The organism is Mycobacterium sp. E2497 (assembly GCF_001668695.1).
Classification (GTDB): Bacteria; Actinomycetota; Actinomycetes; order Mycobacteriales; family Mycobacteriaceae; genus Mycobacterium.
In genome coordinates this window covers 18020-40899 of record NZ_LZKD01000096.1, presented here as the reverse complement: position 1 = coordinate 40899, position 22880 = coordinate 18020, and the positions used below count along the sequence as shown (strand labels likewise).

Genomic DNA, 22880 nt, shown 5'->3' with positions numbered 1-22880 from the left:
TCGGCGAAATATTACTCGCCGCGAACTTAATTCGGTTGCGGAATGCATCGTCGCGCACGGCGTTGCACAGTGGGTTGGCACCGCAATCGGAAGGCCTGCCATGACGAAGCTACACTTGGCCGTGGGGCTGGACGGCTACGGCTGGCATTCGCACGCGTGGCGATACGCCTTCGCGCACAACGCAACCGGCGGCGGACACCTCGGCGGCCGGTACTGGGCGGACCTGGCTCGGGTTGCAGAGCGCGGCCTGCTCGATTTCCTGACCATCGACGACAGCCTCGATGTGCAACCGGGCCGGCGGCCCGAGGTGTCTCCGCGGCGGTTGGCGGGCCGAGCCGACGCCGTGCTGGTGGCCGCGCGCATCGCGCCGGTCACCACCCACATCGGCCTGGCGCCGGTGGCGACGGTGACGCACACCGAACCCTTCCACGTATCCAAAGCCATTGCGACGCTGGACCATATCTCGCACGGGCGGGCGGGCTGGCAGGTGCGGGTGAGCGCCACGGCGCACGAGGCCGCGCTGTTCGGGCGGCGGACCGCCGTCGAGGCCGAGCCGCTGTTCGACGAGGCCGCCGACGCCGTGGATGTGGTGCGGCGGCTCTGGGACAGCTGGGAGGACGACGCCGTCATCCGGGACGTGACCACCGGGCGCTACATCGACCGCGACAAGCTGCACTACATCGACTTCGTCGGCAAGTTCTTCGAGGTCAAGGGCCCGTCCATCACCCCGCGGCCACCGCAGGGCCAACCGGTGGTCATCGCGCTGGCACATCAGCCGCGCGTCTATGGGTTCGCCGCGACCGGCGCCGACCTCGTCCTGGTCACCCCGCACGACGAGGAGTCCCTGCGCGTGATCCTGGGGGACGTCGCCGCGGCGGAGCGCGCCGCCGGTCGCGCGCTCAAGGTCTACGCCGACCTCGTCGTCTCGCTCGTCGAGGACCCATTGACGCCCAGGGCGGCCATTTCCTCGGACGCACACGTATTTTCCGGCAGCGCAGACGATTTGGCCGACATGCTGCTCGCCTGGCACGACGCCGGGGTCGACGGGGTCCGGTTGCGGCCCGCGGTCAACGCGATCGACCTGCCCGCGATCGTCGACAAGCTGGTGCCGCTGCTGCAGCGCGCCGGGGTGTTCCGCACCGGCTACCGCGACGGCGAAACCCTGCGCGAACGCCTCGGATTGGCCCCCGCACCCAACCGCTACGCGACGGTGCCGACGTGACCGTCACCCCACTGTCGATCCTCGACCTGTCCCCGATCAGCGCCGGGTGCGACGCCGCGACCGCGCTGCGCAACACCCTCGACCTCGCCCAGCACGCCGAGCAATGGGGCTACAAGCGCTACTGGCTCGCCGAGCACCACTTCGTCGCGGTCGCCAGCTCGTCGCCGGCAGTCCTGATCGGCCAGATCGCCGCGGCCACCGACCACATCCGCGTCGGCTCGGCCGCGGTGCAGATCGGCCACACCACGCCGATCGCGGTCGTGGAGAGCTTCGGCATCATCGACGCGCTTTACCCCGGCCGCATTGACATGGGGCTCGGCCGATCCGGGCAGCGACGCACGGAGGCCGCCACGTCCCCGGCGCCGACGACTTCGCGCGCCCCTCGGCCGTGGGGCGACATCGACGGCATCGTCATCCCCCCGCCGTTCGATCCGACCTCTCTGATGAAGAGCGGGCGGATACGGGCGCAGGCGTCCGCGCTCGCCCAGCCCTGCGCGCAACCCGCCGACTTCGCCGAGCAGATCGCCGCCATCGAAGCGTTGCTCGACGGCTCGTACTGCGTCGACGGCCACGAATTGCACGCCGTACCGGGCGAACACGGCCAGCTGACACCGTGGATCTTCGGCAGCACCCGGGGGCAGAGCGCGGAAGTCGCCGGCGCTCGTGGGCTGCCGTTCGTGGCGAGCTATCACATCACCCCTGGCACCGCGCTCGACGCGATCGCGGCTTACCGCGCAGCATTCCGGCCGTCGACTTGGCTGACCGAGCCGTATGTGGTGGTCTCCGCCGACGTCGTGGTCGCCGACGACAGCGCCACCGCACGGCACCTCGCGTCCAGTTACGGGCGCTGGGTGTATTCCATCCGCAGCGGCCGGGGCGCGATCCCCTACCCCGACCCCGACCTATGCGGGCCACTCACCGAGGACCAGGGCGACCTGGTAGCCGACCGCACCGCGACGCAATTCGTCGGCAACCCCGACGAAGTCGCCGATCGACTGGAGCGGCTGCGCCGAGTGACCGGCGCCGACGAACTCGTCATCACGTCCGTGACGCATCGGCACACCGACCGGCTGCGCTCGCACGAATTGATCGCCAAACGATGGGGGCTGACCGGATGAGCGTTCGAATCCCAGAACGCCGCAAGCAGATCATCCTCGGCGCCCACTTTCCCGGGGTGAACAACACCACCGTGTGGTCGGATCCGAGCGCGGGCAGTCAGATCGCGTTCGAATCCTTTGTGCACCTGGCCCAAACCGCAGAGCGGGGGCTGTTCGACTTCTTCTTTTTAGCCGAGGGCCTGCGGTTGCGTGAGCACCGTGGCAAGATTCACGACCTCGACGTCGTGGGCAGGCCCGACACGTTCACCGTGCTGGCCGCGCTCGCCGCGGTCACCGAACGGCTCGGCCTGGCCGGCACCATCAACACCACGTTCAATGAACCCTACGAGGTGGCAAGGCAATTCGCGACCCTGGACCATCTGTCGGACGGGCGCGCGGCGTGGAACATGGTCACCTCGTCCGACGCGTTCACCGGAGAGAACTTCCGTCGCGGCGGATTCCTCGACCACGCCGATCGATACAAGCGGGCCGAGGAATTCGTCACCGTCGCCCGGAGGTTCTGGGACGGCTGGCAACCCGATGCCGTGGTCGCCGACGTCGATGCGGGGATCTACGCGGATCCCGCCCGCATCCACACCGTCGAGCACCACGGCCCGCAATTCGACGTCCGCGGCGTGGCGTCGCTGCCCGCCGGACCGCAAGGCCATCCCGTGCTGTTGCAGGCCGGCGACTCCAGCGACGGCCGCGACTTCGGCGCCAAGCACGCCGACGCCCTGTTCACGCTGCACGGATCGCTGGAAGCCGGTCAGCGGTACTACGCCGACGTGAAGGCACGCGCCTCCGCCCTCGGGCGGGCACCCGATCAACTCAAGGTCCTGCCTGGCGCGACGTTTGCGCTCGGCGACACCCCCGAGGAGGCGCAGGACAACGCGCGCCACATCCGCGAGCAACAGGTCAGCGGCCCGACGGCGATCGCATTCCTCGAGCAGGTGTGGGGAGTCGACCTGTCGGCTTACGACCCAGACGGGCCGCTGCCCGATATCGATCCGGTCGAGAATCCCGACATCACCCGTGGCCGCGTCCGCCATGGCGACCCGAAAACCGTCGCGGCGGCGTGGCGGGCCCGCGCAGAGGCGGAGAACCTGTCCATTCGCGAGTTGATCATCGAGGTGACGAGCCGCCAGCAGTTCGTGGGGACCCCGGCGCAGGTCGCCGATGAAATCGACAACCACGTGCAGTCGGACGCCTGCGACGGTTTCATCCTGGTGCCCCACCTGACACCGCACGGCCTCGACGAGTTCGTCGACAAGGTGGTGCCCCTGCTGCAGGAGCGCGGCAGCTTCCGCACCGAATACCGCGGCACGACGCTGCGTGAACACTTGGGCTTGTTGCCCGTCTCGGGGTGGTCGGGGGCCCGGACGGATGTGGCGGTCGGCGACTGAGGAAGCTCGCCGCCGGCGCTTCAAACCCTCTTCAAGATGCGTTCACCGCGATCGACGCTACGGTTGCCCCAGGGGGCCACGTAGGGGACGGAGATTGCGATGAGCGACGCCCACGCGCCGCGGATCCCGCCGGCACTCGCTGCGCCGAGCCTGAACCGCGGGGTCGGTTTCACGCACGAGCAGCGCCACCGGCTGGGGCTGACCGGACGACTGCCCTCGGCGGTGCTCACGCTCGACGAACAGGCCGACCGGGTGTGGCATCAATTGCAGAGCCTGGCAACCGATCTGGGCCGCAACCTGCTGCTGGAACAGCTGCACTACCGCCACGAACTGCTCTACTACAAGGTGCTCGAAGACCACCTGCCCGAGCTGATGCCGGTGGTCTACACCCCCACCGTCGGCGAGGCCATTCAACGGTTCTCCGACGAATACCGCGGGCAGCGCGGGCTGTTCCTGAGCATCGACGAGCCCGACGACATCGAGGCGGCCTTCGCGACCTTCGGGCTGGAGCCCGGCGACGTCGACCTGATCGTGTGCACCGACGCCGAAGCGATCCTGGGCATCGGTGACTGGGGCGTGGGCGGCATCCAGATCGCGGTGGGCAAGCTGGCGCTGTACACCGCCGGCGCCGGTATCGACCCGCGCCGCTGCATCGCGGTCTCGCTGGATGTCGGCACCGACAACGAACAACTTTTGCAGGATCCGTTCTACCTGGGCAATCGTCACGCCCGGCGGCGCGGCGCCGAATACGACGACTTCGTCAATCGCTACATCGAAACCGCGCACCGGCTGTTCCCGAGCGCCATCCTGCATTTCGAGGACTTCGGGCCCCTGAACGCCCGGCGGATCCTGCACACGTACGGCGACAAGTACTGCGTGTTCAACGACGACATCCAGGGCACCGGCGCCGTGGTCGTCGCGGCCGTGTACGGCGGATGCCACATCACCGGCGTGCCGATGCGCGACCAAACGGTGGTGGTCTTCGGGGCCGGCACCGCCGGGATCGGGGTGGCCGATCAGATTCGCGATGCGATGGTTTCCGACGGCGCCACCGTCGAGCAGGCCACGGCGCAGATCTGGCCGATCGACAGGCAGGGCCTGCTGTTCGACGACATGGACGACCTGCGCGATTTCCAGGTGCCCTACGCCAAGAACCGCGCCCGGCTGGGCGTGACCGAAGGCGAGCGGGTGGGCTTGGTGGACACCATCAAGCTCGCCTCCCCCACCATCCTGCTGGGCGCATCGGCCGTGTTCGGCGCGTTCACCGAGAAGGTCGTGCGGGCCATGGTCGCCTCCTGCGAGCGCCCGATGATCTTCCCGCTGTCCAACCCCACCTCGCGCATGGAAGCCGTGCCGGGCGACCTGCTGCAGTGGTCCGACGGCAAGGCGCTGATCACCACGGGAACCCCCGTCGCGCCGGTCGAGTACGACGGCACCACCTACACCATCGGCCAGGCCAACAACGTGCTGGTGTTCCCCGGGATCGGGCTGGGCATCATCGTCGCCGGGGCCCGGCTGCTGACCAAGGGGATGCTGCAGGCGGCGGCGGAAGCCGTTGTGCGACAAGCCAGCCCGTCAGCCCTCGGGGATTCCTTGCTGCCCGACGTCCGGGACTTGCGCGCCATCTCGACGGCGGTTGCCGAAGCCGTGTATCTCGCCGCCGTCGCCGAAGGGGTAGCGACGCGGACGCACGCCGACCCCCGGCAAGCCGTCCTGGACACCGTGTGGACCCCGAAATACGACTAGTTCTCGGCCTTGCTCCCCCGCCTGGACTCGAACCAGGAACCTATCGGTTAACAGCCGAACGCTCTGCCAATTGAGCTACAGGGGATCAACACGATCGCGGGACGACTCTAGCGTACTGGCACAACCGCGCCCAACTAGACGCCGGGACGGATCGGGCGCGCACGCACCCGCCCGGGTGAGGCAGGATGGAACCGTCGCTAGTCGGGAGGAACGTTTTGATCCGGTATGTCGTGGTGCTTGGACTGGGTTACGTGCTGGGCTCGAAGGCCGGGCGGCGCCGATACGAGCAGATCGTGGGCACCTATCGGGCGCTGACCAGCAGTCCCGTGGCCAAGTCGGTGATCGAAGGGGGGCGCCGCAAGATCGCGAACCGGATCTCCCCGGACGCCGGATTCGTGACCGTCGCCGACATCGACGACCAGACGGCCATCATGGAGCGTGACCCCGGGCGAACGGCCGACGAGGCCCTCACATCGGCAGATCGTCGCCGCTAGCCTGCTCCAGCAGGCTGCGCCGGTAGGCCTCCATCGCGACCAGGTCACCGAACAACGCGTGGTACTCGTCACCCTGTTCGATCGGCGACATGCGCTGCAGCTTTGACTTCACCTCGGCGATCTGGTGGCCCATCCACACTTCCTGCAGCCGGGCCAGCACGCCGGCGATGTAGCGGGGCAGCTTCTCGTCGTCGACCTCGATGGCCTCCACGCCCAGCTCGTTGATCAACCCCGCGGTCAGGTCGGATCCGGCGCGCTGGCGCACCGCGTCGATCCACTGCGCCCCCGTGACGCCGCTGGACGTGCCGCCCGCGGCCTCGATGGCGCCGCGCACGGCGGCGTACCCGGGATGGGTGAAGCTTTCGACCGTCAGCGTGTCGAACACCGGCCCGGCCAGCGCCGGCGACTGCAGCGCCGACTTGAGCGCCTCGCGCTGGAGCCGCAGGGTCGGGTCGCGCGGGTCGGGGCGGGTGGCGGCCGGTTGCGCCGGCGCCGCCGCACGGGCCTGCTGGGGGGCCCGGCGGGAGGCGTTCGCACCGCCACCGCCCCGGGCGGGGGCCGGCGACTTCTTGGCCTGACTGCGCACCCGGTCGATGACCTGGGCGACGTCGTCCCAGCCGACCCAGCCGGCGAGCTGGCGGGCGTACTCGTCGCGCAGCGTCGGGTCTTTGATCTGGGACACCATCGGCACGCATCGGCGCAGCGCCCCGACCCTGCCCTCGGCGCTGTCCAGGTCCATCTCGGCGATCGCCGTGCGGATCGCGAACTCGAACAACGGGGTGCGCCGCGCCACCAGGTCGCGCAGGGCGCCGTCGCCGGACTTCAGGCGCAGGTCGCAGGGATCCATGCCGTCCGGGGCCACCGCGACGAACGACTGCCCCGCCAGGTTCTGCTCCCCGCCGAAGGCCTTGAGCGCCGCAGCCCGCCCGGCCTCGTCACCGTCGAAGACGTAGATCAACTCGCCGCGGAAGAAGCTGTCGTCCATCATGAGCCGCCGCAGCATCGCCAGGTGCTCGTCACCGAACGCGGTGCCGCACGACGCCACCGCGGTGGTGACGCCGGCCAGATGCATCGCCATCACGTCGGTGTAGCCCTCGACGACGACCGCCTGGTGTCCCTTGGCGATGTCGCGCTTGGCCAGATCGATGCCGAACATCACCGACGACTTCTTGTACAGCAGCGTCTCGGGGGTGTTGATGTACTTGGCTTCCATCGGGTCGTCGTCGAACAGGCGGCGGGCGCCGAACCCGATCACCTCGCCGGCCGCGGTGCGGATGGGCCACAGCAGCCGGCGGTGGAAGCGGTCGATGGGGCCGCGCCGGCCCTGCCGCGAGAGGCCGGCCGCCTCCAGCTCCTTGAACTCGAAACCCTTGCGCACCAGATGTTTCGTCAGCGAGTCCCAGCCGGACGGCGCGAAGCCGCAGCCGAAGCGACGGGCCGCCTCGGCGTCGAAATTCCGCTCGGTCAGGTACTGGCGGGCCGGCGCGGCCTCGGCGGACTCCAGCGCCGCGGCGTAGAACTCCGCCGCGGCCGCGTTGGCCGCGACCAGCCGGCTGCGACTCCCGCGGTCCCGCTGCACGCTGGTCGCCGGGCCGGTGTAGCTGATGGTGTGGCCGATCCGGTCGGCGAGGAGTTCAACGGCCTCGACGAAGGTGACGTGTTCGATCTTCTGGATGAACGCGTAGACGTCGCCGCCTTCCCCGCAGCCGAAGCAGTGGAAGTGGCCGTGGTTGGGGCGAACGTGGAACGACGGCGACTTCTCGTCGTGGAACGGGCACAGGCCCTTGAGGGAATCGGCTCCGGCGCGCCGCAATTGGACGTAGTCGCCGACGACTTCGTCGATGCGGACGCGCTCGCGGATGGCGGCGATGTCGCGGTCGGGGATCCGGCCGCGGCCCCTGGGCCGGGCGTCGTCCTCCCCCGCGCGCGGTTGGCGCCCCCACGAACCTGCCGGGCTGGACATCGGCTCAGTCTAGAGCGCCGAGCCGGCCGGCTATCCGGTTCCGATGACGCCGCACGCCACCCGGTCCATCGCGTTGTCGCTGTATTCGGCGCCGTGCAACATCAACGCCTTGCCGTCGCCGCCCACCAGGACGTCCCGGGTGAAGGCGTCGGTGGTGGTCACCAGGTAGGCCGACCCGTCCTGACGCACCTCGAGCGACGTCAGGTCGCCGCTTTCGGGCTTCCCGGTGTGGCCGGGCGCGTTGTAATGACCGCCTGCCGACAGGAAGTTTCCGGGCGGACCGCCGGTCGGGGCGACGGAGTTGGGCTCGCACTTGCCGATCTGGTGGACGTGCAAGCCATGAAAGCCCGGCGTCAAGATGCCCGGGGCGACCGTCTTGACGGTGACGGTCACGTAGCCGCCGGTGAAGTCGAACGTCGCCGTGGCGACGGACCGGCCGTCCGGCGTCTTCAGTTGCGCGCTGAGCGATTCGCCGTTGGGCGCCGGCGTGGTCGTCTCGCCCGACGATGCCGGCGGGGCGCTCTTGACCGGAGGGGTGGTGCCGGGCTGGGTGCTCGCGTGTTGCGGCGAGCTGCAGGCGGTCATGACGGCGACGGGAAGCCCCACCGCGAGGGTGGCGATGCCGCTGAATTTGGTCATGCGGGGCAGCCTAGTCCGCGACGGCGACGGCGCTGCCGTGGGATGACCTGCGCCGGGGCCGCGGCCTAACCGGTGGTCTGACGCGCGTCGATGCGTTCCAGCCGGCCCTCGGTATAGGAGGCGATCTGGTCGACGATGACCCGTAACCGGGCGCGGTCGTCGGCCGCGACGGTGAACGCCGCGGCGAAGACCGGGTCGAGCGTGTGCGGCGCCCCGGCGTGCAGCCATTGCGCCACCCGGTGGATCCGTTGGCGTTGCATGCCCTGGGTGTCCAGATGGCGCGGGTCGGACATGATGAACTGCAGCGCAAGGATTTTCAGCAGGGCGACCTCGGCACGCACCAGGTCAGGGACCAGCAGGTCGGCCCGGTAGCGCACCAGCGGCCCGGGACCGGCCGCGGCGCGGGTGGTGGCGATGGCGGCCGACGCGAACCTGCCGACCAGTTCACTGGTCAGTCGCTTGAGCGCGACGGACGCCGACAAGGTGGCGTCGTACTTTCCGACGGCTGCCACCACCGGCAACGCCGAGAGCCGCCCCGCGGCCGCCAGGAAGTCGTCGGCGCTGACCCGGAAGAACTCGCTCTCACCCAGTTTGGCCAGCGCGGCCGCCTCGTGCTCATCGGCGAGCACCCGCAGGTCGATGCGTTGGGAGACGACGCCGTCCTCGACGTCATGGACGGAGTAGGCGATATCGTCGGCCCAGTCCATCACTTGCGCTTCCAGGCACATCCGGCCTTCCGGCGCGCCGGCCCGCACCCAGTCCGCCGGCTCGCGGTCCTCCTCGTAGAAACCGAACTTTTTCTTCTCTTTGCCGGGACCCTTGCCGCGGTACCACGGATACTTGGTGACCGCGTCCAATGACGCGCGGGTCAGGTTCAGCCCCGCGCTATTGCCTTGTTCGTCAAGGACTTTGGGCTCCAGGCTGGTCAAGATGCGGAAGTTCTGCGCATTGCCCTCGAAACCGCCGTGGCCGGCAGCGACCTCGTCCAGGGCGCGCTCGCCGTTGTGCCCGTAGGGCGGGTGGCCGATGTCGTGCGCCAGCCCGGCCAGCTCGACCAGGTCGAGGTCGCAGCCCAGGCCAACCGCCATCCCCCGCCCGATCTGGGCGACCTCCAGCGAGTGCGTCAGCCGGGTGCGCGGCGTGTCGCCCTCGCGAGGCCCGACCACCTGGGTCTTGTCTGCCAGCCGGCGCAGCGCGGCGCTGTGCAACACGCGGGCCCGGTCCCGCGCGAAGTCGGTACGGTGCTGACCTTCCGTACCCGGCAGACCCGCAGTCTTCGGCGCTTCGCATACCCGCCGTTGACGGTCGAAGTCGTCGTAAGGGTCTTGCCGATTCGTGTTCACCTTCTCAATCACCGCAGCACAGTCTGCCAGGGAATGCCCGACGAGGTACCGGGCCGGCGCGCGCGTATTTGCCCGCATCCCGGCGGCGCTAAATTGACCTCATGCGCATGCGCACTGCCCGCCTGCTCGGTCTAATCGGGGCGATTCTCGCGCTCGGTCTCGGCGGCGGGCTGCTGGTTGCACCCGCGGCCGGCGCGCAACCCCCGTTCCGGCTCGCGGACTACGTCACCGACAACGCGGGCGTCCTGACGGACTCCGGCCGCGCGGCGGTCACGTCGGCGGTGGGCAAGCTGTACACGGATCGCCACATCCGGCTGTGGGTGGTCTACGTCGACGACTTCTCCGGCCAGGGCGCGGTGAGCTGGGCACAGCGCACGGTGAGCGCCAGCGATCTGGGCGGCTATGACGCCCTGCTGGCGGTCGCGACCAACAGCCGTGCGTACGCCTTCCTGGTGCCATCCACCGTCAAGAGCGTCAACGCCCGCCAGGTCGATGACTTGCGGCACAACAAGATCGAGCCCGCCCTGCACAACGGCGACTGGAGCGGCGCCGCGGTCGTGGCGGCCAATGGGCTCAACACGTCGCCGGGCTCGTCGGGCCGGGTCGCCCTGCTGGTCACGCTGGCGATCATTCTCGCCGCGGTGACGGCCCTGCTGTTGGTCATGCGCTACCGCGGCCGGCGGCGCCGCGCGGCCCAATTCGCCGCAGCCCGGCGCGTCGATCCCACCGACGTCGACGCGCTGGCCGCCGTGCCGTTGCAGGCCCTCGACGACCTGTCCCGCGCACTGGTGGTGGATGTCGACAACGCCGTGCGAACCAGCGCCAACGAACTCGCCCTGGCGGTCGCCGAGTTCGGCGAAGAGCGGACCCGACCGTTCACCCAGGCCGTGGACAACGCCAAAGCCGCTCTGTCGCAAGCGTTCACGGTCCGCCAACAGCTCGACGACGGCACACCGGAGACCCCCGACCAGCGCCGCGACCTACTCACCCGGGTCGTGGTGTCCGCGGCCCGCGCCGACCGTGAGCTGGAGTCACAGACCGAAGCCTTCGAGAACCTGCGCGATCTGGTGATCAACGCCCCGTCGCGGCTCGACGCGCTGACCCGGCAGTACGTCGAGCTCACCACCCGGATAGCCCCCGCAGAACAGCGACTGGCTGAGCTGCACCACCAATTCGACGCTGCCGCACTGACTTCGGTGTCCGGCAACGTCTCGGCCGCCAAGGAGCGGCTGGCGTTCGCCGACCGCAACATCAGCACCGCCCGTGAGCTGGCCGGCGAGGCGGTCAGCGGCCGGCAGGCCGGCCTGGTGGACGCCGTCCGTGCCGCCGAGTCGGCGCTCGGGCAGGCTCGGGCGCTGCTCGACGCGGTGGACAACGCGGCCACCGACATCCAGCACGCCATCGACCGGCTGCCGTCGGCCATGGCCGACATTCAGGCGGACATCGAGCGCGCGAACGATCTCCTGCAGAAGGCGCAAACCACCAAATCCGCCCATACCGGCGATCTGATCTCCGCGCGCGATGCGGCCGCGCGGGCCGTCGACGGTGCGCGCGCCGGCGCCTCCACCGACCCGCTGGGCGCCTTCGCGCAGTTGGCCAAGGCGGATGCCGATCTCAACCGGCTGCTGGTCACGCTCGCGCAGGAGCAGGCCGCCGCCGACCAGCTCAACCGGTCACTGGAGCAGGCGCTGTTCACCGCGGAATCCCGGGTGCGGGCGGTCTCGGACTACATCGACACGCGACGCGGCAGTGTCGGGCCGGAGGCCCGCACCCGGCTTGCCGAAGCCGAACGGCACCTGCAAGCCGCACGGGACAAGAGGGCGGCGCACGCGGCCGACGCGATTTCCCACGCCAACGCGGCATCGACGCTGGCCGCCCAGGCGCAGTCGTTGGCCAACGCCGACGTGCAGTCGGCTCAGCGGGCCTTCACCCGTGGCGGGGGCGGCGACATGGGCGCGATGCTGGGCGGAATCATCATCGGCAACGTGCTCAGCGGCGGCATGCGGGGCGGATTCGGCGGCGGCTGGACTCCCACATCGTTCGGCGGTTCGTCAGGCGGCGGCTTCATGGGCGGCGGCGGCCGATTCTGAGCCGCCCACCGGGGATCCGGCCGTCAGCCGGCGGCCGGCGAATGCGGGATCACGCCCCCGCTGCGCGGCATTTCGAAGTGGGGTTCGGCTTCGCCTTCCCACCGCGTCCACTCGTTCCACTGAGTGGCCTCCGCAACCGCGACCGCGGCGGGGGCGGGGACGTCCGCGCACGGGTCGGCCGCGTCGGCGCTCGGGTCCGGCTTCGGGGCCCAGTGGTCGTAGTCATCCGGCGGCACGGCCACACCCCACTTCAGCGGAACCGACAAGCCGCCGAGCATCCCCGACTCACCCCGAACCGCTGCCACCGAGTCATCTGGTAGCGGCGGACCAAGAGGCAAAAGCATGTTGCCCCCTTCCACAGCCGATCTTCGGACGCTGTGGCCGAACCCAATAACACCAAGCAGCCACATCGTAAGCCAAACTCGAGACAAATACCCGAAAAACGTGGATTTGCTTTCGACAAGCGAATGCCCGAACCGGATGCGGTCGTCGGCCCTCATCCGCCCTTGGTCCGCGGCACCACCTTGGGGCGCGACTGGACCACGTGCGGGTTCTCCCCGCCGCGGCGCCCCCGCCGATCGGTCTTGTTCGCGTCGGCGTCCCGTTCATCCACCGCCATGGCCACGGCCGGCGTAGAACCGGCGGGTGCCGACGACGCCGAGGACGAACCGGCGGTCGCGATCGGGGTGGGCAGTTGGGTGCCCAGCGCCGGTACCGCCAGACTCGTCAGGACCGCCGGCACCGGCATCGACCCCTGCCAGGTCGGCGGTACCGTAATCGCCCCCACAAACCGCGCGGTGCCCATCCCGGCCATGGCCGGGCCCAGCCCGCCGAGCGACTGCAGCCCGTGGACCCCACCCGCGGGGGCGAGTGGAACCTCCGCGGACACGGTGGTGACGCCGGCCGCCGCCGGTGCCGCAGGCCCCACGCTGTGGGCCAGCACCATCATCGGGGACATCAGCGCGCTCGCGGGATACATCCCGATCGGCGCCAGCGCGGTCATCGTCGTCACCGGCATCGACGACAGCAATGACGTCACCGACGACAGGCCGGGGAAAAACGCCCCCAACACCGACTGCAGCTCGGACACGAACGAGGCCCCCAGCGACCCGACCGCCCCGAAAGCCTGGGACGCCCAGTCCAGCGGCGCCGTCACCAAGCCCGCCAAGCCACCCAGGGCTACCGGCGGGGCGCTGAAGGCCGGCAGCGTCGCCGCCACCGTCTGCGCCCCGACGTGATAGCCGACCATTGCGGCCACGTCCTGGGCCCACATCTCCATGTATTCGATTTCGGTCATCGCGATCGCCGGCGTGTTCTGACCGAAGAAGTTCGTCGCGATCAGCATCAGCAACCGGAGGCGGTTGGCGAGCACCTCCGGGGTGGGCACCGTCGCCATGAACGCCGCCTCGTAGGCCGTCGCCGCCGCCGTCGCCTGGGCGGCCGCCATCTCGGCTTGTGCGGCGGCCGAGATCAGCCACTGCAGGTACGGCGTCGACGCCGCCACCATCGCCGCCGAGGAGGGGCCGGTCCAGGGCCCGGCGGCCACTCCCGTCACAACCGCTTCAAATGACGCAGCAGCAGCCGCCAAATCCTCCGCCAGCGCCTGCCAGGCGGAGGCCGCCGTCAACAATGAGCCGGGCCCGGCGCCGCCATACATGAGCGCAGAGTTGATCTCGGGGGGGAAGAACAGAAAAGCTGGAATCATCACATCCCCAACCCACCGACCGAGTCAACGGCACCTACGCTCACACGAATCGACACCCACCCCCGGCGACTAGACAGGTGAGGAACATCGCCTTAAGAGCTTAAGGCAATCGGGTACCCGAAGCCGCTTTTTTACGAAACGTTTAATTACGCGGCGCAGGGGTGTGGGGGCCTGTCCACCAGGCGATTCAGGACGCCGGCGGGGCGCCGCCGGAACCGGTCAGCAGCCCTTGAGCCGCGCGGCCAGATAGTCGGCCACGGCGTTCATCGCGACTCGCTCCTGCGTCATGTCATCGCGCCGGCGCACGGTGACGGCGTTGTCTTCGAGCGAATCGAAGTCCACCGTCACACAGAACGGCGTCCCCACCTCGTCCTGGCGCCGGTAGCGTCGCCCGATCGCGCCGGCGTCGTCGAAATCGATGTTCCAGCAGGTGCGCAACTCTGCGGCCAAGTCGCGCGCCTTGGGACTCAGGTCGGCGTGCCGGGACAGCGGCAGCACCGCGGCCTTGACCGGCGCCAGCCGCGGGTCCAGGCGCAGGACCGTGCGCTTCTCCATGACGCCCTTGGCGTTGGGCGCCTCGTCCTCGGTGTAGGCATCGATCAGAAACGCCATGAACGACCGGGTGAGACCGGCGGCGGGTTCGATGACGTACGGGGTGTACCGCGTATCGGTCACCTGGTCGTAGTACGACAGGTCGGCTCCGGAATGCTTTGCGTGGGTGGACAAGTCGAAATCGGTCCGATTGGCCACGCCTTCCAGCTCGCCCCACGGGTTGCCGGCGAAGCCGAACTTGTACTCGATGTCGACGGTGCGGTCGGAGTAGTGCGAAAGCTTCTCCGCCGGGTGCTCGAATAACCGCAGATTCTCCGGGTTGATGCCCAGCTCGACATACCATTGCAGCCGGGTGTCAATCCAATACTGGTGCCATTCCTTGGCGGTCGACGGCTCGACGAAGAACTCCATTTCCATTTGTTCGAACTCGCGGGTCCGGAAAATGAAATTGCCCGGCGTGATCTCGTTGCGGAAACTCTTGCCGATCTGGCCGATACCGAATGGCGGCTTCTTTCGCGCGGTGGTGGCGACGTTGGCGAAGTTGACGAAGATACCCTGCGCGGTCTCCGGACGCAGGTAGTGCAGCCCCTCCTCGGTCTCGATGGGCCCCAGGTAGGTCTTGAGCATCATGTTGAACTCGCGGGGCTCGGTCCAGCGCCCCTTGGTGCCGCAGTCCGGGCAGACGATCTCGGTCATCGGCACCGAGTCGGGGTCGTCGATCCCCTTCTTCGCCGCGTACGCCTCCTGCATGTGGTCCTGGCGGTGCCGGTGGTGGCAGTTGAGGCACTCGACCAGCGGATCGTGGAAGACCTCGACGTGGCCGGAGGCCACCCACACCTGCCGCGGCAGGATGATCGACGAATCGAGCCCCACCACGTCGTCGCGCCCGGTCACCACCGAGCGCCACCACTGCCGTTTGATGTTCTCCTTGAGCTCCACACCCAACGGCCCGTAGTCCCACGCCGACCGGGTGCCGCCGTAGATCTCACCCGAGGGAAAGACGAAGCCGCGCCGTTTGGCCAGGTTCACTACGGTGTCGATGACGGACGCCACGGGGTGGTGCACTCCCTTTCCGGGTTTGAACGGGCGCGCGCGGCGGCCGGCCGCCGTGCGCAGAGCATCAGTCATGGTAGCGATCGGCGCCGGGGTCTTTGACATGCGTCATCATGCATGTGACAGTGGAAGTCGGCCGTCCGCGAGACCTCACGGCGGGACCTCCCCACTACCTGGCACTTCTCGAAGGTGATGACTCTCTCCCATGGCGATGTCCCCCTCCCCGCCTTCCCCGATGCCGGCCACCGCCGGTAGCGGCATGGGATCGGCCATGACCGCGGTCGCCCAGGAACACGGCGACGCCGGGCCCGGCGGACATCGCGCGCTGGCCGACTATCCCGTCCCGCCGTCGCGGGAGATCCTGGACGCGGCCGGCGAGCTCCTGCGCGCGCTGGCAGCTCCGGTGCGGATCGCCATCGTGCTGCAGCTGCGTGAATCCCACCGCTGCGTGCACGAGCTGGTCGACGCGCTCGGCGTCCCGCAGCCACTGGTCAGCCAGCACCTGAAGATCCTCAAGGCCGCCGGCGTCGTCACCGGCGAGCGCTCCGGCCGCGAGGTGCTCTACCGGCTGGCCGACCATCACCTGGCGCACATCGTCGTGGACGCGGTCGCCCACGCGAGTGAGGACGCCCAATGACAGGCGCGAGCGTCCGGTCGACCCGTCAGCGGGCGGCGATCGCCACCCTGATGGACACCCTCGACGACTTCCGCTCGGCGCAGGAGTTGCACGACGAGCTGCGCCGCCGCGGCGAGAACATCGGGTTGACCACGGTCTACCGGACGCTGCAGTCGATGGCGGCGGCCGGCATGGTCGACACGCTGCGCACCGACACCGGCGAGTCGGTCTACCGTAGGTGCTCCGAACACCACCATCATCACCTGGTCTGCCGCGGCTGCGGTTCCACCATCGAAGTCGGCGACCACGAGGTCGAGGAGTGGGCGGCGCAGGTCGCGGCCAAACACGGCTATTCCGACGTCAGCCACACCATCGAGATCTTCGGCACCTGCAAGGACTGCCAATAACCCGCCGGCCGTGAAGCTGGCTTCACGATCGCGGCCGAACGTGAAACCAGTTTCACGTTCGCGGCCGTGAACCGTCAGGCCGTCAGCGCGCTGCGGATGCCGGCGCCCGTATCGAGCACCAGCAGGATCAGGGTGCGCAGCGCGTCGTCGGTCAGGCCGGCGCCGGGAAAGTTGTACCGCAGCATCACGTCGGCACTCTTGGCCGCGCCCTTGCCCGAGTTGCGTTGCACCGCCTTCGCGTTGACCTTCTCCACGAGCGTGACGCTGCCGAAGTTGCTGTCACGGGCCTGCCTGGCGACCTGGTCGCTGATCTTCTTGGTCAGGGGCAGATCCCACGCCACGACCTGGGTGAGCGAGACGAGGTCGAGGTCGTCGGCGATGTGAACCACCCGCAACGACGCGATGGTCCCGGCGTGGCGCACCGTCAGCGCGCCGTCGGACTCCTCCTCGACCGGAAGGACTTCGCCGAGCACCGACGCCAGCCGCTCCTGCAACGACGGCATCGGATCATCCCCGTGAGGACCCGGTGCGCCCGGCTCCGCCGCGCTTCCGGTCCCCACTGAATCATCCCCGTGAGGACCCGGTGCGCCCGGCTCCGCCGCGCTTCCGGTCCCCACTAGGCGCTCCCGAATCTTCTGTTGCGCGAAGCGTATTCCTCGCACGCCGCCCACAAGTCGCGGCGGTCGTAGTCGGGCCACAGCTTGTCCTGGAAGATGTACTCGGCGTACGCCGCCTGCCACAGCATGAAGTTGCTGGACCGCTGCTCCCCCGACGTCCGCAGGAACAGGTCCACGTCGGGGATGTCGGGCCGTTGCAGATGCTGTGCCACCGTCGCCTCGGTGATGCGCTCCGGGTTCAGCCGGCCGGCGGCGGCCAAGCGCGCGATTTCCTTTGTAGCGTCCGCGATTTCGGCACGCCCCCCGTAGTTGACACAGTAGTTGACGGTGATGACGTCGTTGCCCTTCGTCATCTCTTCCGCGATCGCCAATTCATTGATAACACTGCGCCACAGCCGTGGACGCGAGCCCACCCAGCGGATCTTGACCCCGATCGCGTTGAGGTTCACGCGGCGCATACGCACCACATCGCGGTTGAAGCCCATGAGAAAGCGGACCTCCTCGGGCGACCGCTTCCAGTTCTCCGTGGAGAATGCGTAAAGGCTCAGCCACTTGACCCCGATTTCGATTGCGCCACAGACGATGTCGATGACCACCGCCTCACCTGCCCGGTGGCCGTCGGTGCGGCTCAATCCCTGTTGGGTGGCCCAGCGGCCGTTGCCGTCCATCACGATCGCCACATGGTTGGGCAAGCGGTCGGCCGGGATCCGGGGAGCGGCGGCCTTCGAGATGTGTTGCGGTGGGCGGCACGGGCCACCGTCGGCGGATGAAGGCAGTTCGGGGAAGACGACCGGCCAGGTCGACTTGTCGGGGAAGGTCGGGTAGTCGTCGGGGGCGGGCGGCAGCTGCGGGAAGACGGTGGACGCCAGCTTGCGCTCGGCCTTGCTAACCACAGTCCAGATCCCGCTCGACCAGCGCGGCACGCCGCTGCGCGATGGCGCGGTCGACATGATACGTCCGCTCCACCAGTGGCAGCGTCTTGAGCTGCCGTTCCAGGTGCCATTGCAGGTGCGCGGCCACCAGCCCGCTGACGTAGCTGCGGTGCGATTGCGGGGTCTTGTCGGCGAACTCCCAATCGCCGTCGTGCAGCGCGGACATCAGATCCAGCACGCCCGGCGGCGGTGTCGTCGAACCGGCCGGACGGCAGTGTGCGCAGACGCTGCCCCCGGCGCCGACATGGAACGCGCGATGCGGCCCCGGGGTGGCGCACCGCGCGCACTCGGTGAGCGCCGGCGCCCATCCGGCGATGCCCATGGCGCGCAGCAGATAGGCGTCCAGCAGCAGGTCCCGGGACCGGCGGCCGTCGGCCACCGCCCGCAACGCGCTCACCGTGAGCCGGTGCAGGGCCGGGGCGGGGGCCCGCTCCTCACCGGCGAGGCGTTCGGCGGTTTCCAGCATCGCGCACCCGCAGGTATAGCGGCCGTAGTCGCTGACGATGTCGGTGGCGAACGCGTCGATCGAGACAACCTGGGTGACGATGTCGAGGTTGCGGCCGGGATGCAGTTGCGCGTCGATGTGCGCGAACGGTTCCAGCCGCGCCCCGAATTTGCTGCGGGTGCGACGGACCCCCTTTGCCACCGCCCGAACCAGCCCGTGATCGCGGGTGAGCAGGGTGACGATCCGGTCGGCCTCGCCGAGCTTGTGTTGACGCAACACCACCGCCCGGTCTCGATACAGCCGCATCACAATAGTTTTGCACCCCGCCGCGACAATGCTGGTATCCGCGCCGATTAGTCTCGTACCCCGTGATTGGCGCTTCCGAGTCGAGTGCCGGGTCCGTTTTCGGATCCGGTGGCCAGCGCCTGCCCACACTGACTGACCTGCTCTATCAGCTGGCGAGTCGCTCGGTGACCTCCGTCACACTGGTGCGCCGGTCCCTGCACGCCATCCACGCGAGCCAGCCGACGCTGAACGCCTTCCGCGTGGTGCTCACCGAGTCGGCACTGGCCGACGCGGCCGCGGCCGACCGTCGCCGCGAGGCCGGGGACACGGCGCCGTTGCTGGGCATCCCGATCGCGGTCAAGGACGACGTCGACGTTGCCGGGGTGCCGACCGCGTTCGGCACCGAGGGATATGTCCCGCCCGCCACCCACGACGCCGAGGTCGTTCGCCGCCTGAAGGCGGCGGGCGCGGTGATCGTCGGCAAGACCAACACCTGCGAACTGGGTCAGTGGCCGTTCACCAGCGGACCCGGATTCGGGCACACCCGTAACCCCTGGTCACGCCGGCACACCCCGGGCGGCTCGTCGGGGGGCAGCGCGGCCGCGGTGGCCGCGGGGCTGGTCACCGCCGCGATCGGCTCCGACGGCGCCGGCAGCATTCGCGTCCCCGCCGCGTGGACGCACCTGGTCGGCATCAAACCGCAGCGTGGCCGCATCTCCACCTGGCCGCTGCCGGACGCGTTCAACGGCATCACGGTCAACGGCGTGCTGGCCCGCACGGTGGCCGACGCGGCGTTGGTGCTCGACGCGGCGTCGGGCAACGTCGAGGGCGACCGGCACAAGCCGCCCCCGATCACCGCGTCCGACTATGTCGGTATCGCGCCCGGCCCGCTGAACATCGCGCTGTCAACGCGGTTCCCCTACACCGGGTTTCGGCCCAAGCTGCATCCCGAGATCCTGGCCGCGACGCGAGCCGTGGCCACGCAGCTCGAGCTGCTCGGCCACACGGTGGTGCCCGGAAATCCCGACTACGGCCTGCGGCTGTCGTGGGACTTCCTCGCGCGGTCCACCGCCGGCCTGCGGGATTGGGAGGAGCGACTGGGCGACGGCGTGATCCTCGACCCCCGCACGCTGGCGAACCTGCGCGTGGGCCATGTCCTGGGCCAGGCCATCCTGCGGACCGCGCGCCGGCATGAAGCCGCCCTCCAGCGGCGGGTGGGTTCGATCTTCGACATCGTCGACGTCGTCCTGGCCCCGACCACGGCCCAACCGCCGCCGCTGGCGCGCGCGTTCGACCGGTTGGGCAGCTTCGGCACCGATCGGGCCATGATCGCCGCGTGCCCGGCCACGTTCGCGTGGAACGTGCTGGGGTGGCCGTCGATCAACGTGCCGGCCGGATTCACCTCCGAGGGGCTGCCGATCGGCGTGCAGTTGATGGGGCCCGCCAACAGCGAAGGCATGCTGATCTCGCTGGCCGCAGAGCTGGAGGCCGTCTGCGGATGGTCGACCAGGCAGCCCACGATGTGGTGGAACGCCGAAACGGGCACGCCGCCGGTGGCGGGCGCACCGCCGGCGCGGAGGTGAAACGTCGACCGGTGCGCTGCCTGGTGTCGACTTCGCTTGAGCGGCTTGGGTTGCCGAAGACCACACCGGGTAATTGACCGCGGTGCACCGATCCGACGATCTGGAGCGGTGCAGCGAGCACGGGTTGCTCGAGGCCACGGTCGCATAGCGCCCATCAAGGCGGGTATTCCGAGCCGATGGACCAATCTGATGCACCGCTGTTAGATGCGCTGGTCGATTACCGCGAGAAGAACCGGTACGGGTTCACCCCGCCCGGTCACCGGCAGGGCCGCGGCACCGATGAACGGGTCCTGGCGGTCCTGGGCCGCGAGCCGTTCGCCGACGACGTGCTGGCCAGCGGCGGGCTGGACGACCGCAGGACCAGCCACCAATACCTGAAGCACGCCGAGGACCTGATGGCCCAGGCCGTGGGTGCCGACGTCGCCTGGTTCTCCACCTGCGGGCAGCTCCCTGTCGGTCAAGGCGGCGATGATGGCCGTGGCCGGCGGCGACGGCAGCCTGCTGGTCAGCCGCGACAGCCACAAGTCGATAGTGGCGGGGCTGATCTTCTCCGGCGTGCAACCCCGGTGGATCACCCCCCGCTGGGACGCCGAGCATCATTTCTCGCACCCACCGTCGCCGCAGCAGGTACAGGAGGCCTGGGAGAAGCACCCCGATGCCGCCGGCGCGCTCGTCGTGAGCCCCAGCCCCTACGGCACGTGTGCCGACATCGCCGGGATCGCCGAGGTGTGCCACGCGCGCGGCAAGCCGTTGATCATCGACGAGGCGTGGGGCGCGCACCTGCCGTTCCACGAGGACCTGCCGACGTGGGCGATGGACGCCGGTGCGGACGTCTGCGTGGTCAGCATTCACAAGATGGGAACAGGTTTCGAGCAGGGCTCCGTGTTCCACGTGCAGGGCGACCGGATCGACCAGGACCGGCTCTCGGCGTGCGCGGACCTGCTGATGACCACCAGCCCCAACGTCCTGGTGTACGCAGCCATGGACGGCTGGCGCCGCCAGATGGTGCAGCGTGGGCACGAATTGCTGGGCGGTGCACTGGATCTCGCCCGTCAGCTGCGTCGCGACATCGAAGCCATCCCCGACGTGAAGGTGCTCGACGACGAGTTGCTCGGCGTGCAGGCCTCCCATGACCTGGATCGGCTGCAGGTGTTGATGGACGTGTCCGCGACGGGCACCTCGGGTTATCAGGCCCATGACTGGCTGCGCGAGCACGCGCACCTGGACACCGGGATGAGCGATCACCGCCGCATTCTGGCGACGCTGTCCATGGCCGACGACAAGGACACCGCCGGCCGCCTCGTCGACGCGCTCACGGACTGGCGCAAGGCCGCCGACGGATTCGACCCGCCACCGCCCATCGACCTACCGTCACCCGAGCAACTGCAGCTGGAGACGGTCTGCCTGCCGCGCGACGCGTTCTTCGGGCGCGTCGAGACCGTGCCGACCGACCGGGCCGCCGGTCGCGTCGCCGCCGAGCAATGCACCCCGTATCCGCCGGGGATTCCCGCCGTGGTGCCCGGCGAGCGCCTCAACGACGCCGTGCTGGATTACCTGTGTTCCGGTGTGCGGGCCGGGATGAACGTCCCCGACGCGGCGGATCCGTCGCTGCGGACCATCCGGGTGCTGGCGTGACCCTGACTCTGGTCAGCCGGCGCGCGGCCGCGACATCACGCGGTTGCCAACGGCTTTGACGCTGTCGGGCAGCACGCGGTTGGCCGCCCCTGGCCTTGACGAGGACCGAACCGGACGGTGAAGAACTTGTCCTGGCGGTCTAAAAGCCCAGCCGACCAAGCTGTTTGGGGTCGCTCTGCCAGTTCTTGGCGACCTTGACGCGCAGGTCGAGGTACACCTTGGTGCCGAGCAGCTTTTCGATCTGGCCGCGCGCGGCAGTACCCACCTCCCGCAGCCGGGCGCCGCCCTTGCCGATGATGATGCCCTTTTGGCTGTCGCGCTCGACGTAGAGCAGCGCGTGCACGTCGATCAGATCGTCGCGGCCCTCCCGCGGGCTGACCTCGTCGATGACCACCGCCAACGAGTGCGGCAGCTCGTCGCGGACCCCCTCCAGGGCGGCCTCGCGGATGAGCTCCGCCATCAGCACCTCCTCGGGTTCGTCGGTCAGCTCACCGTCGGGGTAATACGCCGGACCGACGGGCAGCGCCGCCGCCAGCACGTCGATCAGGACGTCTACCTGCGTCCCGGTCGTCGCAGAGACGGGCACGATCTCGGCCGAGTCGCCGACGAGTTCACTGACCGCGACCAACTGGGCGGCCACCCGGTCCCTGGGCACCTTGTCGATCTTGGTGACGATGGCCACCAGCGTCGTTTTCGCTGCGGTCGAACGGATTTGGTCGACGATCCACCTGTCCCCCGGGCCGATCGCCTCGTCGGCCGGGATGCACAACCCGATGACGTCGACTTCGGCGTAGGTGTCGCGCACGAGGTCGTTGAGCCGCTTGCCCAGCAGGGTGCGCGGCCGGTGCAGGCCGGGCGTGTCGACGAGGATGATCTGGAAGTCGTCGCGGTGGACGATTCCGCGGATGGTGTGCCGGGTGGTCTGCGGCCGCGTCGAGGTGATCGCCACCTTGGTGCCGACGAGCGCGTTGGTCAGCGTCGACTTGCCGGTGTTGGGCCTGCCGACCAAACAGACGAAGCCCGAATGGAATTCGGTCATGTCACCCCACCCCG

General features: G+C 69.3%; 19 protein-coding genes, 1 tRNA gene and 1 pseudogene. 10 read left to right on the top strand and 11 right to left on the bottom strand.

Annotated features, from left to right (window positions below):
* The first annotated feature begins 100 nt into the window (after nucleotides 1–100).
* From A5713_RS07395 to A5713_RS07380, 4 genes are all read left to right on the top strand, one after another.
* Nucleotides 101–1222: an LLM class flavin-dependent oxidoreductase gene (locus A5713_RS07395; protein WP_068094123.1), complete on the top strand. Its 1122-nt coding sequence runs from the start codon at nucleotides 101–103 to the stop codon at nucleotides 1220–1222.
* Complete coding sequence (locus A5713_RS07390) at nucleotides 1219–2340, top strand: LLM class flavin-dependent oxidoreductase (RefSeq protein ID WP_068094122.1); 1122 nt, start codon at nucleotides 1219–1221, stop codon at nucleotides 2338–2340. The genes A5713_RS07395 and A5713_RS07390 overlap by 4 nt, the downstream gene beginning before the upstream one ends.
* Nucleotides 2322–3722, top strand: coding sequence for an NtaA/DmoA family FMN-dependent monooxygenase (locus A5713_RS07385; RefSeq protein WP_369804379.1), 1401 nt, complete (start codon nucleotides 2322–2324; stop codon nucleotides 3720–3722). The genes A5713_RS07390 and A5713_RS07385 overlap by 19 nt, the downstream gene beginning before the upstream one ends.
* 99 nt (nucleotides 3723–3821) lie before the next feature.
* A complete protein-coding gene (locus tag A5713_RS07380) occupies nucleotides 3822–5468 on the top strand; it encodes an NAD-dependent malic enzyme (RefSeq protein WP_068094119.1) in 1647 nt (548 codons plus the stop codon).
* 12 nt (nucleotides 5469–5480) lie between these two features.
* Here A5713_RS07380 and A5713_RS07375 read toward each other — a convergent pair.
* A tRNA-Asn gene (locus A5713_RS07375) sits at nucleotides 5481–5553 on the bottom strand.
* A 130-nt stretch (nucleotides 5554–5683) separates the two neighbouring features.
* Between A5713_RS07375 and A5713_RS07370 the strand changes: the two genes are divergently transcribed.
* Nucleotides 5684–5962, top strand: coding sequence for a hypothetical protein (locus A5713_RS07370; protein WP_067917168.1), 279 nt, complete (start codon nucleotides 5684–5686; stop codon nucleotides 5960–5962).
* On the opposite strand, the gene dnaG is transcribed toward A5713_RS07370, so the two are convergent.
* From dnaG to A5713_RS07355, 3 genes are all read right to left on the bottom strand, one after another.
* Nucleotides 5937–7925 (bottom strand): DNA primase, encoded by a 1989-nt coding sequence (gene dnaG / locus A5713_RS07365; RefSeq protein ID WP_067917166.1) that lies wholly within the window; start codon nucleotides 7923–7925, stop codon nucleotides 5937–5939. The two genes, A5713_RS07370 and dnaG, sit on opposite strands and share 26 nt — an antisense overlap.
* A gap of 30 nt (nucleotides 7926–7955) precedes the next feature.
* Nucleotides 7956–8564, bottom strand: a complete 609-nt coding sequence (locus tag A5713_RS07360; protein WP_067917164.1) for a superoxide dismutase family protein — start codon at nucleotides 8562–8564, stop codon at nucleotides 7956–7958.
* 65 nt (nucleotides 8565–8629) lie between these two features.
* Nucleotides 8630–9919, bottom strand: coding sequence for a deoxyguanosinetriphosphate triphosphohydrolase (locus tag A5713_RS07355; protein WP_369804378.1), 1290 nt, complete (start codon nucleotides 9917–9919; stop codon nucleotides 8630–8632).
* 95 nt (nucleotides 9920–10014) lie between these two features.
* On the opposite strand from A5713_RS07355, the gene A5713_RS07350 reads away from it, so the two are divergent.
* Nucleotides 10015–11997: a TPM domain-containing protein gene (locus tag A5713_RS07350; RefSeq protein ID WP_068094132.1), complete on the top strand. Its 1983-nt coding sequence runs from the start codon at nucleotides 10015–10017 to the stop codon at nucleotides 11995–11997.
* A 23-nt stretch (nucleotides 11998–12020) separates the two neighbouring features.
* Here the strand turns inward: A5713_RS07350 and A5713_RS07345 are convergent, their stop codons facing one another.
* From A5713_RS07345 to A5713_RS07335, 3 genes are all read right to left on the bottom strand, one after another.
* Nucleotides 12021–12341, bottom strand: a complete 321-nt coding sequence (locus tag A5713_RS07345) for a hypothetical protein (protein WP_369804377.1) — start codon at nucleotides 12339–12341, stop codon at nucleotides 12021–12023.
* A 152-nt stretch (nucleotides 12342–12493) separates the two neighbouring features.
* Nucleotides 12494–13702 (bottom strand): PPE family protein, encoded by a 1209-nt coding sequence (locus A5713_RS07340; protein WP_068094109.1) that lies wholly within the window; start codon nucleotides 13700–13702, stop codon nucleotides 12494–12496.
* A 219-nt stretch (nucleotides 13703–13921) separates the two neighbouring features.
* Nucleotides 13922–15319: a glycine--tRNA ligase gene (locus tag A5713_RS07335; RefSeq protein ID WP_067917188.1), complete on the bottom strand. Its 1398-nt coding sequence runs from the start codon at nucleotides 15317–15319 to the stop codon at nucleotides 13922–13924.
* A gap of 247 nt (nucleotides 15320–15566) precedes the next feature.
* On the opposite strand from A5713_RS07335, the gene A5713_RS07330 reads away from it, so the two are divergent.
* Complete coding sequence (locus A5713_RS07330) at nucleotides 15567–15944, top strand: ArsR/SmtB family transcription factor (protein ID WP_369804380.1); 378 nt, start codon at nucleotides 15567–15569, stop codon at nucleotides 15942–15944.
* The gene (locus A5713_RS07325; RefSeq protein WP_067917156.1) at nucleotides 15941–16330 is read left to right on the top strand and encodes a Fur family transcriptional regulator; all 390 of its coding nucleotides are present in this window, start codon (nucleotides 15941–15943) and stop codon (nucleotides 16328–16330) included. The genes A5713_RS07330 and A5713_RS07325 overlap by 4 nt, the downstream gene beginning before the upstream one ends.
* A 74-nt stretch (nucleotides 16331–16404) precedes the next feature.
* Here the strand turns inward: A5713_RS07325 and A5713_RS07320 are convergent, their stop codons facing one another.
* The 3 genes from A5713_RS07320 to recO all read right to left on the bottom strand — a co-directional run bounded on the left by A5713_RS07320 (nucleotide 16405) and on the right by recO (nucleotide 18630).
* A complete protein-coding gene (locus tag A5713_RS07320) occupies nucleotides 16405–16833 on the bottom strand; it encodes a hypothetical protein (protein WP_068094103.1) in 429 nt (142 codons plus the stop codon).
* A gap of 113 nt (nucleotides 16834–16946) precedes the next feature.
* Nucleotides 16947–17840 (bottom strand): decaprenyl diphosphate synthase, encoded by an 894-nt coding sequence (locus A5713_RS07315; protein WP_369804376.1) that lies wholly within the window; start codon nucleotides 17838–17840, stop codon nucleotides 16947–16949.
* Complete coding sequence (gene recO / locus A5713_RS07310; RefSeq protein WP_068094097.1) at nucleotides 17833–18630, bottom strand: DNA repair protein RecO; 798 nt, start codon at nucleotides 18628–18630, stop codon at nucleotides 17833–17835. Before recO ends, A5713_RS07315 begins: the two co-directional genes overlap by 8 nt.
* 62 nt (nucleotides 18631–18692) lie before the next feature.
* On the opposite strand from recO, the gene A5713_RS07305 reads away from it, so the two are divergent.
* Nucleotides 18693–20192 carry an amidase gene (locus tag A5713_RS07305; protein WP_068094089.1) on the top strand — a complete coding sequence of 500 codons (1500 nt, stop codon included), beginning with the start codon at nucleotides 18693–18695 and terminating at the stop codon, nucleotides 20190–20192.
* A 176-nt stretch (nucleotides 20193–20368) separates the two neighbouring features.
* Nucleotides 20369–21827: pseudogene (locus A5713_RS07300) on the top strand (aminotransferase class I/II-fold pyridoxal phosphate-dependent enzyme).
* A 139-nt stretch (nucleotides 21828–21966) separates the two neighbouring features.
* Here the strand turns inward: A5713_RS07300 and era are convergent.
* On the bottom strand, nucleotides 21967–22866 hold the full coding sequence (era, locus tag A5713_RS07295; RefSeq protein ID WP_067924367.1) for a GTPase Era: 900 nt from the start codon (nucleotides 22864–22866) through the stop codon (nucleotides 21967–21969).
* Nucleotides 22867–22880: the final 14 nt, after the last annotated feature.

Bases quoted from the DNA above. Each gene is read 5' to 3' on its own strand.
- A5713_RS07395 (WP_068094123.1), top strand. From the start codon at position 101: ATGACGAAGCTACACTTGGCCGTGGGGCTGGACGGCTACGGCTGGCAT.
- A5713_RS07385 (WP_369804379.1), top strand. From the start codon at position 2,322: ATGGGGGCTGACCGGATGAGCGTTCGAATCCCAGAACGCCGCAAGCAG.
- A5713_RS07380 (WP_068094119.1), top strand. From the start codon at position 3,822: ATGAGCGACGCCCACGCGCCGCGGATCCCGCCGGCACTCGCTGCGCCG.
- dnaG (WP_067917166.1), bottom strand. From the start codon at position 7,925: ATGTCCAGCCCGGCAGGTTCGTGGGGGCGCCAACCGCGCGCGGGGGAG.
- A5713_RS07360 (WP_067917164.1), bottom strand. From the start codon at position 8,564: ATGACCAAATTCAGCGGCATCGCCACCCTCGCGGTGGGGCTTCCCGTC.
- A5713_RS07350 (WP_068094132.1), top strand. From the start codon at position 10,015: ATGCGCACTGCCCGCCTGCTCGGTCTAATCGGGGCGATTCTCGCGCTC.
- A5713_RS07345 (WP_369804377.1), bottom strand. From the start codon at position 12,341: ATGCTTTTGCCTCTTGGTCCGCCGCTACCAGATGACTCGGTGGCAGCG.
- A5713_RS07340 (WP_068094109.1), bottom strand. From the start codon at position 13,702: ATGATTCCAGCTTTTCTGTTCTTCCCCCCCGAGATCAACTCTGCGCTC.
- A5713_RS07330 (WP_369804380.1), top strand. From the start codon at position 15,567: ATGGGATCGGCCATGACCGCGGTCGCCCAGGAACACGGCGACGCCGGG.
- A5713_RS07325 (WP_067917156.1), top strand. From the start codon at position 15,941: ATGACAGGCGCGAGCGTCCGGTCGACCCGTCAGCGGGCGGCGATCGCC.
- A5713_RS07320 (WP_068094103.1), bottom strand. From the start codon at position 16,833: ATGCCGTCGTTGCAGGAGCGGCTGGCGTCGGTGCTCGGCGAAGTCCTT.
- recO (WP_068094097.1), bottom strand. From the start codon at position 18,630: ATGCGGCTGTATCGAGACCGGGCGGTGGTGTTGCGTCAACACAAGCTC.
- era (WP_067924367.1), bottom strand. From the start codon at position 22,866: ATGACCGAATTCCATTCGGGCTTCGTCTGTTTGGTCGGCAGGCCCAAC.